At 62.8% G+C, this 12,002-nt stretch carries 12 protein-coding genes; 1 reads left to right on the plus strand and 11 read right to left on the minus strand.

Annotated elements, in window-relative coordinates; genetic code table 11:
* Positions 1-14: 14 nt before the first annotated feature.
* The 7 genes from P1L41_RS16535 to P1L41_RS16565 all read right to left on the minus strand — a co-directional run bounded on the left by P1L41_RS16535 (position 15) and on the right by P1L41_RS16565 (position 8,096).
* Positions 15-1,856: an ATP-binding protein gene (locus P1L41_RS16535; RefSeq protein ID WP_276296816.1), complete on the minus strand. Its 1,842-nt coding sequence runs from the start codon at positions 1,854-1,856 to the stop codon at positions 15-17.
* On the minus strand, positions 1,853-2,176 hold the full coding sequence (locus tag P1L41_RS16540; RefSeq protein ID WP_276296817.1) for a hypothetical protein: 324 nt from the start codon (positions 2,174-2,176) through the stop codon (positions 1,853-1,855). The genes P1L41_RS16535 and P1L41_RS16540 overlap by 4 nt, the downstream gene beginning before the upstream one ends.
* Before the next feature lie 290 nt (positions 2,177-2,466).
* Complete coding sequence (locus P1L41_RS16545; protein ID WP_276296818.1) at positions 2,467-3,609, minus strand: ATP-binding protein; 1,143 nt, start codon at positions 3,607-3,609, stop codon at positions 2,467-2,469.
* Between the two features lie 2 nt (positions 3,610-3,611).
* Positions 3,612-4,436 carry a hypothetical protein gene (locus tag P1L41_RS16550; protein WP_276296819.1) on the minus strand — a complete coding sequence of 275 codons (825 nt, stop codon included), beginning with the start codon at positions 4,434-4,436 and terminating at the stop codon, positions 3,612-3,614.
* A complete protein-coding gene (locus P1L41_RS16555; protein WP_276296820.1) occupies positions 4,436-4,849 on the minus strand; it encodes a hypothetical protein in 414 nt (137 codons plus the stop codon). The genes P1L41_RS16550 and P1L41_RS16555 overlap by 1 nt, the downstream gene beginning before the upstream one ends.
* A 29-nt stretch (positions 4,850-4,878) precedes the next feature.
* Positions 4,879-6,189: a hypothetical protein gene (locus P1L41_RS16560; protein ID WP_276296821.1), complete on the minus strand. Its 1,311-nt coding sequence runs from the start codon at positions 6,187-6,189 to the stop codon at positions 4,879-4,881.
* Positions 6,189-8,096 carry a hypothetical protein gene (locus tag P1L41_RS16565; protein WP_276296822.1) on the minus strand — a complete coding sequence of 636 codons (1,908 nt, stop codon included), beginning with the start codon at positions 8,094-8,096 and terminating at the stop codon, positions 6,189-6,191. Before P1L41_RS16565 ends, P1L41_RS16560 begins: the two co-directional genes overlap by 1 nt.
* A gap of 937 nt (positions 8,097-9,033) precedes the next feature.
* Here P1L41_RS16565 and P1L41_RS16570 point away from each other — a divergent pair.
* Entirely contained in the window at positions 9,034-9,636 is a 603-nt protein-coding gene (locus P1L41_RS16570) for a hypothetical protein (RefSeq protein ID WP_276296823.1), read from the plus strand.
* 632 nt (positions 9,637-10,268) lie between these two features.
* On the opposite strand, the gene P1L41_RS16575 is transcribed toward P1L41_RS16570, so the two are convergent.
* The 4 genes from P1L41_RS16575 to P1L41_RS16590 all read right to left on the minus strand — a co-directional run bounded on the left by P1L41_RS16575 (position 10,269) and on the right by P1L41_RS16590 (position 11,982).
* Complete coding sequence (locus P1L41_RS16575; RefSeq protein ID WP_276296824.1) at positions 10,269-10,727, minus strand: hypothetical protein; 459 nt, start codon at positions 10,725-10,727, stop codon at positions 10,269-10,271.
* 69 nt (positions 10,728-10,796) lie between these two features.
* Positions 10,797-11,108, minus strand: a complete 312-nt coding sequence (locus P1L41_RS16580; RefSeq protein ID WP_276296825.1) for a hypothetical protein — start codon at positions 11,106-11,108, stop codon at positions 10,797-10,799.
* Positions 11,108-11,596 (minus strand): hypothetical protein, encoded by a 489-nt coding sequence (locus P1L41_RS16585; protein WP_276296826.1) that lies wholly within the window; start codon positions 11,594-11,596, stop codon positions 11,108-11,110. The genes P1L41_RS16580 and P1L41_RS16585 overlap by 1 nt, the downstream gene beginning before the upstream one ends.
* On the minus strand, positions 11,593-11,982 hold the full coding sequence (locus P1L41_RS16590) for a hypothetical protein (protein ID WP_276296827.1): 390 nt from the start codon (positions 11,980-11,982) through the stop codon (positions 11,593-11,595). Before P1L41_RS16590 ends, P1L41_RS16585 begins: the two co-directional genes overlap by 4 nt.
* Positions 11,983-12,002: the final 20 nt, after the last annotated feature.

The following is a 12,002-nucleotide window of genomic DNA, read 5'->3' on the forward strand; positions in this document are numbered from 1 at the left end:
AGATGATGAGAGTGTTATTGGCGCCTCGACTTATGCGATGAGCCTCCCGTCAGGGGTGCGGTCAATCGTTTTTGCCGCCTCCATCCGTTCGATGAGGTCCGCCGCGTCGTCTGGCGCGAGCCCATCGGCCTCCTCGACGACCGCGTCGACGACGTCGTCCGGGTCGGCGCCGTAGCCGGCCCCTCGAACTTCAGCCCCTCGACGACCTCGGTCACGACGGCGGTCGGTGCGTCCGACGTGACGACCAGCACCCCATCGTCGTCAGTCTTGACCTCCACGTCCGGGCCAGGGTCGAGCCCCAGTTCGCGGAACGAGCGACTCTTCAGCCGTGTCGCACGCTCGGCGTCGACCATCTCGATCGTCTCGGAATGGCGGGCCTTCGCCGACGCTTCAGCGAGTCGCACGAGGTCCAGCAGCGAGCGTGGCGTCACTGGGATGGTCCGCTCTTCGTCTTCCTCGCGGGCGACCAAGCGCGTCTTCACGGCCACGTACCACTCGCGCAGCGCGTCTTTCACCGCGGCGCTCGCAAACGTAGGCGTGAGGTCGCGACACGCCTGCAGGTACGCTCGCAAGGCGTCGATGCTCACCTCGCCGTCGACGTCCTCGAGGAGATCGTCGGGCACCGCCTGCCCGCGTGCTTGCCTCGTGGCAACATCACGGCCGTCGAGGATATGGCCTGCCAGTTCGTCGATTTCCTCGCGGTCCGTACGCTCCTCCAGAACCCACAGCAGGTCGAATCGATCCAGCAGCGGTGAGATGATCTTCGTCTGCTGGATCGGCGAGTCGTTCTCTCGGAAGTGGCCGTCCTCTGGGTTGGCCGCCGTGAGCATCGCAGTCTCGGCGTTCAGGACCGCGCGCTCACCAGCCTTCTCGATCGTGACCTTTCCGGACTCCATCGCCTCCAAGAGCGCGTTCTGTTCCGACGAACCGGCACTGTCGAGTTCATCGATGAAGACGGCGCCACCGGAACACTTCGGGATGGCGCCTGCCGTGACGGTCAGGTCGCGGTCGTCAAAGCCGTCTTTCGTCATCGCCGCTGTCAGGCCGGCCGCCGACGTGCCCTCGTTACCCGACGTCTTCTGACCACGTGGACTGAGCGCTGTCAGCGCTTCACCGAAGTCCGTCTTGCCTGTGCCCGGATCGCCCAACAAGAGCTGATGCACGAGGCCGCGGTGGTTCGTCCCTTCTGCATCGGGCGAGTTGCCACGAACCAACTGGAGGATGAGACCCTCCTTGATGTGCTCGTCCCCGTAGTGAGTCGGTGCGACCGAATCCACCAGCACGTCCATCGGATCGTGCATGTCGGCGAGTAGGTCGATGACGTCCTGGTGGGCGTCGCGGTTCACTTCCTGCATCGCCGACTCCTCGACGATGACGTCCTCAGCGTCGAGGATCTTCTCGCCGACTGTCGAGCCGTTCGGATGGATGGCTTTGTACGTCGCGACGACCGTGACGACCTCGCCAGATTCGACGCCCTGTCGAGCCAGCGCTTCCGTAAGATGGGCGTCGATCGTCTCAGTTCCTTCCTCGACACGCTCGGGAACGGGCTGCAGACGGAGCGCCTGATAGTCGACGTACTCACACTTCTCGCGCTGCAGCGTCCACGGAGCGCGCTGTTTGCCACATCCCTCACAGAACGCCGGTTGACGGATGCTCCCGAAGTTCTGAGCGACTCGCTTCTCGTTCTCACACTCGCGACAGCGGAAGACGGCCATCTCCAGTTTGGGATCAACCGACGAGCGCTGTCGAATCTGCCCACGCACGGCGATCGTGTCGCTGACCGTCTCGGCGTAGTGCTCGCCGACGTGGAAGACGTCGACAGACTCCTCGAGGAACGCCATCGAGTCCGTACTCATGTGACCACCCCGATGATACCGTCGACGAGCCCACCGACGACGTTCAACGCTGTATGGAAGTCGATGCCTGGGATGATGCCCGTCCAGAGCATCGCCAGCAACAGCACGGTCGAGATGAGGAGCGAGACGAGGCCGTGACGGGCGACCGTCCGCCCGATCGCCGCGGCGACGCCGAGGATGGCCTTGAGTTTGAAGCCCCACCAGAGCCACAAGCCTGCGGTCATCAGCGTCCCGACGCCGATTCCCAGCGTCGCCAGCCCGAACTGACCGACAAGGAATTCGATGCCCATCCGGAGAAGATCGACGGGCGTCACGAGCATCGCGGCTCACCTCTGACTCGTCGAAACGTTTCATTTTTTCGAGAGTTGTAGGCGGCCGCCAAGGCGCACTCGCTCGCGTCGCATAATGCGCTCGCCCCCACGGGGGTACTCATGTCCAGTCAAGAATTCCGCGCGCGCGAATTTTTCTGGTCGCGACCGCGAAACCGGCGCGGGGACCGTTCTCCGTCGGTCCGACCCCCTGGGTTCGTCTACGAAAACAGACAGTTCTTGAGCACTCCTCGAGGTCGGCGACGAGGATTGTGGTCTGCTGGGGTGGGTGGTCGGCCTGATCACGCCGACGCACCCCCCGGAACTGCAGCTCGCTTCGAGTCCGTCTCTGAGAGATAGACCTTCAGGTCACCGTGGATCGGCTTCGAGATCTCCGGCCACGTGATCGGCGGCCAGGTGAACTCCTTCTCGGTGTAGAGAATCGCCTCGCCTGTGTCCAGGTCCGACGTGATGTCCTCTTCCATCGGCACGGACTCGAATCCCTTCGGCGATGAGCCGCCGTGAGGGTTCGCCGTCCCGTTCATCCCGACGCGCCATCGAATGCGGTCGGTCCAGAGGTTGTGCAGGTGCTTGTCCTTGTGGCCGAAGAACAGCCCGATGATGCCGTTCTTCCGGAAGTCCTCGACGGCCGTCCCTGCGAGCTGCACCTTCTGGAGCGTCGCGTACTGGTCCTTCGAGACACCCTCTCGAGCGAGCGATGCGACCTCGTCGCAGATCCACGTTGTCCAGTCGAACGGGCCGCGCTCGACGAGCGAGAGTGCCCAGCCGAACCACCAGTGATCGACCGGGTCGCCTTCCTGGAACTTGACGCCGTCGACGACCTTGTCACTCTCTTCGTAGACCCACTGGCAGCCCCGCATTTTCGGATCTGGGTAGACGACGTGGAACACGCCGTCTTGTAGGACGTTCAGATTCAGGTCCATAATGTCGCTGTAGTGCGTTACCTTCCGGACGACGTCCTCGAGCGGCACCTGCTTGCCCATCGAGTTACGGTTCCCGCCCTTCTTCACGACGTACGCGGTCGCGTCGTATCCCTTCGGGAGGCATACGTGCGCGACCGGTGCGTACGGGAGCCATTCCGAGCGCGAGCCCGTCGCCGCCCGCCAGACCACACGCGAGTTATTGACCTCCATGTCAATCTGGGCGGCGCGAAGAGCGAGCGTCGTCTTCCCGGAGTTCGGCGGTCCTGTCGCGAACCACTCGACGCCGCCACTCGGTTGGTTGCGGCCGCCGTCCCATGTGTGGTCCCAGAACGCCGGCACCAACCCTTCCGCGTCGAACTGGTCGGGATTGAACTCCGGCATTCCGTGGATTCGACGAAGGTGCCGTCCGTCCGAGTGGTTTCGTGCGTCGTTCGTCCACTGCTCGCTGCCGTAGTGGGGCTCGATGAAGCCCAGTTCCTGCGGGTCGTGTAGATCAGACATGGTCACATCGTCCTCGAGGGTTGACTCTCTGCGCCGTCGTCTTCGCGGTGTTCGTCAGCCTCACCGGCCCAGCGATCGACCGCCCGGTTGTACGAGGGGAGCAGATACGTCGCGGCCCACAGCTCCCGCTCGCGCTCGTACTTCTCAGCGTCCACCGTGAGGACCCGCTGGGCGACGGTGCTGTCGTGGATCTTCCAATCGAAGTCCGGCTCGACCATGTGCAACTCTCCGAGTGTCCCGTTGTCGAGGCGGGAGAGCCAGTCGTCGACGGCGGCCATGTCCTCGAAGCCATCCAGGAGTGACAACAGAAGGTCGCTCTGTTTCTGGTAAAGGTCGTCCAGCGCCGGCCGCATCGCGAAGTACTGCGTCTCGCTGGCGTCCTCGACACGCTCGCTCTTGTTGGTGTACTGCTGGGCGTTCTTCCGGAGGGTTCGGTACGCAGCACGGAACGCCGGCCGGATGTACTTCGCGGCCCACAGCCGGCGTTCCTGCTCGGCCGTGTGCTGATCGACAGGGTCTTCGCGCCACTCGCGACGGTTGGGGCTCGTGATGAGGATCGACAGTGGCACTGGTCGTGAACACACCTCAACGAACCAGCCGTCAGGCACGCGACCGAGCGACCAGAACTGCATCTGGTGCAAGGACACGATGAGATCCCGGCGGTCAGTGTATCCCTCGATGGTCCAGCGCTGAAGCCACTGACGCTGATCCTCGTTCAGTTTGTCCAGCGCTGGCGTGATAGACACGTCTGTTCCCGCATTCGTCTCTCTCTCACGCACGCCGTCCAGGAGGCCGTCCAAGGACGACTGCCCCGAACCCGAAGCCATCAGTCGTCACCTCCGGCGGCTGCCGTCGACGGCTCGTCATCGCGATCGAGAGCCGGGTCGTCGTCCGAGAGGACCGTATCGAAGGGCTTGCTCTGGCGGTTGTGCGCCTCGTTGACGACGCCATCCTCGCGGAGGTCACGAAGCCAGTCTTCGACGTCGTATTGCTTGTTCTCGCTCTCGATGAGTTTCTCCAGCAGCTGGTCGATCGTGCCGAACCGGCGGACGTTCAGGTCCGTGTACCATGCGGTGACCCAGGCCTTGCGCGCCTGCCCGGGTGCGACCCACGACTGGGCTTTCCCCTCGATCGGCTCGGCGAACATGAGCACGAACGGGAGGCACGTGAGTGGGCCCCACTGCCACGCCCCGACGAAGTCCATCGAGGCGAAGGCGGCCATCGCTGGCACGGCGACCATGCCCGCGAGTTGAGCGTACTGCTGGGCGCCTATCGACTCCGGTAGGACGCGGAACTTCCCGGGTCGAGGTCGTCCTCGAGGAGTTCGCCGTCGTCGTTGCGGGGTGGCTGGTAGGTTCGCCACGGCCACGCGAAGATGACTCTGGAGGGAAGGTGCTCGACCAACGCTGGGGCGTCCTGGTCGACAACGATTACCTTGTCGTAGTCACCGACGCAGTTCCACTCGGCTTCCTTGTTGTCGATGTTCAGACGAGCGTAGCAGCCCTTATAGCGGGCCCACATCGACAGGAGGCCACGTGAGTAGAGGACGGGCTCGTTGTTCTCGTCGAAGACGACGTCGTAGCCCTCGATCTCGATATCACCGGAATCGAGGACCTCGCTCTTGTCGTCAAGCGGCGACGTGGCGGTCTCCGGGTCTATCCGGATGAATCCCCACGTTTCGACTGCATCCTCGTCGTCCTCGAGCTGCATCACCGCCACGACGTAGGCGATGAACAGCGAGAACACGACCGGGAAGTGTGCCGTCAGCGAGGCCAGCGCGTAGTAGCCCAGCAGGTACGCCCCGATCGCGACGACGAAGCCCATCGCAATCCACGTCCCAGCGCCGCGTCCGGTCCCAGCGAGCGCTTCGCGCCGGAACTTGGGGACCTTCTTGTAACTGATGAACGACAAGAGGAGCGTCGGGAGGACGACCCACAGCAGAATGTACTCGTTCAAGTCGCCGCGACTGCTGATGTCCGGTGCGGCCTTCGCCGTCGGGATGGACTTGTGCTTGAACGTCCAGCGGAGGGTGTTCCCATCCGGGAGCGAGAGGAGCATCGTCACCCGTTCAGCGTCGTCGTAGTGGCCGCGCAGCAGGACTTCGCTGTGGCGGCGCATCCCCGACTGGAAGGTGACGTTCTGCGTGCCGACCGCGGTGACGTTCGCGTAGCGCTTGGTAACGACCGTCCCGTTGTCGGTCTGGACCTGGCGAGAGTCCGGGTGCCAGTAGACCTTCGTCAGCGAGAAGGTTCGGTTCTGGCTGTCGAACGGGAAACTCGCGTACAGGCGCACCTTGTTGCGCTGGACGGTGGTCGTCGGTTTGATGTACTTTTTGGAGTTCTGGTCGCCGTATGTGCCCGTTCCCCGTGGCGGGTAGCGCACGAGCCAGAACGCCTCCATCTCGCCCGCGACCCGGAGTGACGGGTACCGAGTGTCGGTCACCTCGCCCTGTTTCTGCAGGTCCGAGAGCGTCCACTCACTTGACGCATCAGACTGTTGCCCGGATGCGAGGGGCACCGCGAGGACGCTGGCCAACAAGAGCGCCGTAATAAGCCACGCCATGGCGGTTCGCGACGCCATCAGTTGTTCCCCCCGCGGAGCCGAGAGGCTCCGTTCTGCACCCGGTCAGCGCCCGAGGAGACGATTTGAATCGGTCGCGGGCCCTGGCCCTTGATGTACGTCTTGTAGAGGTAGTACGCCAGCAGGAAGATGCCGATGAGGCCAGCCAGCGGCGCAATCTGCTGGAGCCCCATCCCCAGCGAGCGGGTAATCGCGTGGCCGCTTGCCCAGTCCGCGATGTAGAACACGACCAGCGCCGCCGCGGCGATCGGCAGCGTCCCCGTCGGCACGCTCGAGGGCAGCGAGAGGAACTCGAAGCGGCGCACCAGAACTGCCAACGCAATCAACAACAGGACACCCACGATGAGCGGCACGGGAATGCCCTCCTCGGGGGCCGACACCGGCCCCATCGGGACTCGACTCATGAGCGAGTTCGATCCACCGCTCGTCGAGGCTGTCTGGTTCTCCTCTTGGAACTGCAGCGTCTCGTCGCTGTCGTCGTCCGAGAGCGTGAGTGGGCTGTTCGCCGTCCCCGAGTCTCGGACGACGTCGTTGCTCGTGCTGTAGAGCACGTACTTCTGGTCGTCCTTCGCGTCGACGAAGGTGAACGCCACCTCATCACCGATCGAGTCGCCGGGAGCGACCTCGACCGTCGGTTCGCTCATATCCGGCCCATCAGAGACGGAGAGACGAACCTCACCAGTCACCGGCTCCGCGGTCACTGGCACGGTCGACAGTTGGAATTCTGACCCAGCCTCGTTCGTCGCAAGATGCAGTTGTTGCGAGCCGTTTGCGTGGACGACAGCGTACTCGTTCTCCTCGCCAGGCCAGGGTTCATCGTAGGCGTAGTGCACCCGCTCGGCGCCCTCAGGCATCCGCAGATACGAATCCTGCGCCCAGTCGGTGAGTTTCACTCTCGAGTCCAGCGTGCCGCTGCGGACACTGGGCTGGACGACCTTGATCGAGCCGTTGTTCACCCGCGCCAGCGAGCCGTTCGAGCGGACGGAGACTTTCGAACCCGACGAGACAGAACCCAATTCGACCGTCAGCGTCGTGTTCTCGAGTGTGTAGTCCGCTGGATCGACGTCCTGCCACGCGCCGCCATCGGTCCGTTGCTCGAGGTCTCGCACCTCGTAGACGCTCCGCTCGAAGGGGATCGTCACCGTCGCCGCGTCGGTGTTTTCAGCGTACGTGCGATTGACCACGTATCTCGAGGTGAGCTGTTCCGCGGTGTAGGTGACCGTCTGCTTGTCTTGGATTTCGTGGCTGTAGGAGAGATTCACCTGCGTCGCCGGGGCGTCTGCGGATTGCTCGCTGAGCGTCAGCGTGACGTTGTTCGTCCCCTCACGGACCCATGCCGAGTCGGTGGCAAGCGAGGTCGTGTTCCCATCGCCGAGCCGGCCGAAGTAGTCCGTGCTGTTGTCGTTGACATAGACGGTGACGTCCTCGGTCTCAGTCCGTTCCGTGTAGGTGACTTCCGCGGTCGTAACCGAGCCGCTGGCCACGGCCAGCTCGACGTCGGTCGTCGATCGGGACACGCTTGGGAGTGCAGCGGTTGCGGTCTGCCCTGGTGATAAGATACCGGAATACCCGGCTTCAGTGACGCCATCCCCGTCGACATCGACGGCCGGGTCTTCCGTGTGATACGTGCCGTCCGCAGAGACGGTGTAATCGACAATCCCGCCCGCCGCATCTGTCTCGAGCGTTGTACTGCCGACTGGCAGTCCAGTGGCAGTAACGGTCGCGGTCTCCCCACTCCGAAGAATACCCGTATGCCTCGCTTCGATGGTCCCGTCGCCGTCGAGATCGACTCCAGGATCCTCGGTCGCCGTTCGCTCGGTGAAGCCGATTTCGACGTCGGTAGTATGGGCAGTCGTCGACACGTCGGCCGTGTACGAACCGGTCGAGAGATTTGACGCGCTGGCCACGTGCGACTCACCCGACAACAGAATTCCAGAGTGACTGACGTCTGTCGACCCGTCGCCATCGAGGTCTATCGATGGGTCCTCGGTCCCAGTGCGCTCGGTATAATCTATTGTCCAGTCCGGCGCTGGTCCGGCTGTCGTCGACGTTGAAACTGAATTAGAGCCAGTCGAGAGACCGTCGGCCGATTTAGGGGTCGTGGTCTGACCAGCCCCGAAAACCCCCGACCAACTAGCTTCGTCAGTCCCGTCGCCGTCCACGTCTATCGACGGGTCTTCGGTCCCCGTTCGCTCAGTATAATCGAGCGTTGCGTCGAGCGAGGCTCCGGTGTGGTCACTGCTAATTGAGCTGTCTGAATCCGATAAGTCGATTTCTCGGGTGACGGTGTCGCCGTAATTTATTGTCCCGATGTTTTCCGTCCCGCTGGTATGGGACACATCTACGCTGTTAGCCGTTGCTTGAATCCGCATATCAATATCCGGCTTACTCTCACCGACTCCTAACCCGACATTCTCCGCTTTTATCCAATTCCCGCCGTAGTTGTTATTAACACCGAGATATATCCACTCCTCGGTTCCATCACCGTCATTAGTAGTCGTGAAGTCCAGAACGTAATTATTGCCCGCAGACACGCTGTAAGAATTGTCTAATGTGATGGTTTTTCGACCCGTGCCGGTGGGCCAAGGGCCATCATAAACCAGTGTACCATCGCCATAATTTTGGTCTATACCGTCCTGCTCAATCCTAATTTCGACGTTTCTACCATCCAGCCCGCCGCCTTCCACATCGGACACGTATGGTTTTATTTCCACCAATTCGCCACTACGGTCGGGTACCACTCTTGCCTCACCGTATCGTGGCTCCGAGCCATCTTCGCCGACGAAAACGTAATTTCCGCTTCTCGAAGTGTGGTCAGTCACCCCGCCATCATTGTTTGTGAGGGTGAGCGTAGGGTTGTTATTCGATGGGCCAGTCGGTTCTAAGTTGCCGTCTATCCCGGTTGCGAACGAACCGCCAGGACCGAGCGTTGCCGTAGTTGTTTCAGAGGTGGTCGATTCCCGGCCCGTGATTGAAACCGATTCACCTGTCGGGTCGATATTCCCACCGACAGATACCGAACCAGAACCCGTCCCTGTCGACGAATCCGCTGTCGTCGCCGGCGTCGTCCCCGTGAAATTGACCGACACGGAACTCGCCGGGACGTTCCCGTCGACAGTGTATGAAACAGTCCCGCCACTGCTGACAGCCGACGACGAGACGGTCTGTGGTGTCGTCTGCTCCCGACCAGTGAAGGTCACTGACTCGTTCTGGGGGTCGACGTTGCCCGGGACCGTTACCGACTGCGTGTGGCCGGTGCCAACGCCGGTCGCCGTCGCCGACCACGACGTCGTCGTTTCTTCACCCGTCCACGTGATTTGCGGGTCACCGGACGCGGGGCCGGTAGGCGCAAGATTCCCAGCGATCGACAGCGGGAGCGTCTCACCATCAGCCAATCCGGCAGCGCTCTCCGTGTCGATTTCCGTGTTCTCGACGCCAGTTGCCTGAATCGTGTAGTTCGCGACGGCATCCGTATCACCGACCTCGTAGGCCGACTGGAAGCCATCGGTCGCGGGGGTGGCATCGATGGTCACCTCGGCGGTGAAGGTGATGCTGTTCTGGGAGAATTCGGGAACCTCAAACACGAGGTAGCCGTTCTCGTAGGCCACGTCACGGGTCCAAACGGAGCCGCTGGAGTGGGTCCCACGCACCTCCTCTGGCGTATAACCGAGAGCATCATTCACTTCACTGGCGGGAATCGCAACCTCGCGGCCGGCGTGGTGCTCGTCGTCACCGAAAACGAGTGCAAGATCGCCTGCTCCGATGATGTTCCCGTTCGAGCCCACGATGGCCTCAGCGCGGTCCGGCGTCGTCACAGTCACGCGCATCGTCGACGCGTTGCTCGAGGCGTAGACCTCACCGCGCAACGCTTCGGCGGGAATCGCTGGTGTCTCGCCCTCGGGCACGTCGACGGCGACGTTTTCGTTCGGGATGGAAGCCATCCCAGCGGGGCCGCTGTTCGTCTGAGCGCTCGCCACGCCACCGGGAACCCCGGCCAGCACGACGAGCACCACCATCAGTGTCGAAAGTAGGTTGTTGAGGTTCATAGTACGGAAAATGGAAGTGCCCGAGCGGTTCGGTTAGGCCCCCTTGAAGCGCGAGATCGAGGATTCGCTCGTGCCGTAGCGAGCGACGATCGTCACCAGGACGACCGCGATGACGATGACGCCCAGTTGCCACGGCTGCAGTGGGACGTAGCCCTTGATCTGGAAGTACGCCAGCAGCCCGAGCAGGATTTCACCAGTCAGTGCCGGCGCGGCTTTGAATAGCGGTGCCAGTTCCGCACCGGTCATCGCGAGCTGCTGGCCGATGGTCACCATAATCGAGGTGACGACGACTGCCAGCGAGCCGAAGCCGCCAACGACGCCGCCCGTCGTCACTCGAGCCCGCTCACCGACGCGTTCGACCAGATCCACGCGGTCGTTAGCCTCTTCGCGCTCTTCGAACACCCAGAGCGCGAGGGCGCCGATGCCGGCCAGGCCCAGCAGCGTCGCGATGAGCGACACTGAAAGGAACCCGGTCAGCATCTCGATCGGCATGGCTCACCTCCTGGTGACTGCGTCCGATTCTCCGCCAGTTCGTCTGTGTTGGATTTCATGTGTTTCGTGTTATGTCGACTTCTGATACTGTTTGTAGAGACTGTGCAGCACTTTCACGGCGACCAGCTTCACGACGAACAGACCGCCGATCACCAGCGCCGTGTTCTGCGCGAGTTGCGTCGGGATGAACGGGACCTGTGGCGCGATCGAGAACGCCGTCACCGACAGTGCGGTGAACAGCGTCCCGACCTGTGTCCAGACCGTCGCGAGGATGGCGACGAGCAACGGGAGTTTCAGCAGCGCGCCGACGAGTGCCGAGACACCGGTCGCCTTCGCGATGGGGTGCCCGGCGACGCCCTCGAGGGAATCTCGAACCCCCATCAGTCATCACCTCGCGCGAACTCGATGAGTCGATAGAGCCACTCTTGGAGCCACGTGACGATGGCGTCGGCCAGCGACCCGATGACCGGTACGGCGCCGAGTGCGTCCGAGAGCGCCGGACCGAACGCGACCAGTAGCAGGACGACGACGGCGAACGTCAGCGCCCACAGCAGCACGAGGACGATCGCCGACGCTGGGCCGAACACCGTCGCGAGGTCGACCAGCAGGCCGTTCCAGAACTGAACTCCAACCTCGGTGCTGTTCACGGCGAGGTCGAGCGTGTCCAGGAGCGAGTCGCCTGCACTCCCGATGCCGCCCTCGATGATGCCGAAGCCGCCGTCGATCACGCCGACGACGACGCCGACGAAGCCAGCCACCGCGCCGATGACGTACTCAGTGATTCGGCGTTTGACCCACGCCTCCGGACTGGGGCCCGGGATGAGCGAGCCACTTGAGCCGGGGATAAGCGAGCCACTGTTCCCGCTCATAGCCGCTTGCGCACCTCCGCGACGATGTACGCCATCACGACGACGATGCCGAGCGCGATGGGGAACGCGAACAGGCCTTTGTCAGCGACGAAGGCAGCCGTCTGTGCGAAGGCCGCATCCGTCGCGTTCCCTGGCGAGGTAACGAGCCCGCTGACGATGGTCTCCAGGAACTCCGCGTACTTCTGGAGCGGCTGAATCGCGAAGAGGCTCATCACCATGTCGATGAGATGGGCAACGTTCGACGCGATGATCGTCGTGAACAGCCCCAGCGTCGCCATCACGAGCGACTTCCAGTCGACGCTCGTCCCGCTGTCAGATTTCAATGGCGTCGTGTCGCCAGTCGAGCCGTCGAATAACTGGGCGATGCGGCCGCTGTCACTACTCACGCGACCTCACCCCCAGGACT

Source organism: Haloarcula ordinaria, assembly GCF_029338275.1.
GTDB classification, from domain to species: Archaea; Halobacteriota; Halobacteria; order Halobacteriales; family Haloarculaceae; genus Haloarcula; species Haloarcula ordinaria.

Excerpts from the sequence above, each read along its gene's own strand:
- P1L41_RS16535 (WP_276296816.1), bottom strand. The coding sequence starts at position 1,856 with ATGAGTACGGACTCGATGGCGTTCCTCGAGGAGTCTGTCGACGTCTTC.
- P1L41_RS16540 (WP_276296817.1), bottom strand. The coding sequence starts at position 2,176 with ATGCTCGTGACGCCCGTCGATCTTCTCCGGATGGGCATCGAATTCCTT.
- P1L41_RS16545 (WP_276296818.1), bottom strand. The coding sequence starts at position 3,609 with ATGTCTGATCTACACGACCCGCAGGAACTGGGCTTCATCGAGCCCCAC.
- P1L41_RS16550 (WP_276296819.1), bottom strand. The coding sequence starts at position 4,436 with ATGGCTTCGGGTTCGGGGCAGTCGTCCTTGGACGGCCTCCTGGACGGC.
- P1L41_RS16555 (WP_276296820.1), bottom strand. The coding sequence starts at position 4,849 with ATGGTCGCCGTGCCAGCGATGGCCGCCTTCGCCTCGATGGACTTCGTC.
- P1L41_RS16560 (WP_276296821.1), bottom strand. The coding sequence starts at position 6,189 with ATGGCGTCGCGAACCGCCATGGCGTGGCTTATTACGGCGCTCTTGTTG.
- P1L41_RS16575 (WP_276296824.1), bottom strand. The coding sequence starts at position 10,727 with ATGCCGATCGAGATGCTGACCGGGTTCCTTTCAGTGTCGCTCATCGCG.
- P1L41_RS16580 (WP_276296825.1), bottom strand. The coding sequence starts at position 11,108 with ATGGGGGTTCGAGATTCCCTCGAGGGCGTCGCCGGGCACCCCATCGCG.
- P1L41_RS16585 (WP_276296826.1), bottom strand. The coding sequence starts at position 11,596 with ATGAGCGGGAACAGTGGCTCGCTTATCCCCGGCTCAAGTGGCTCGCTC.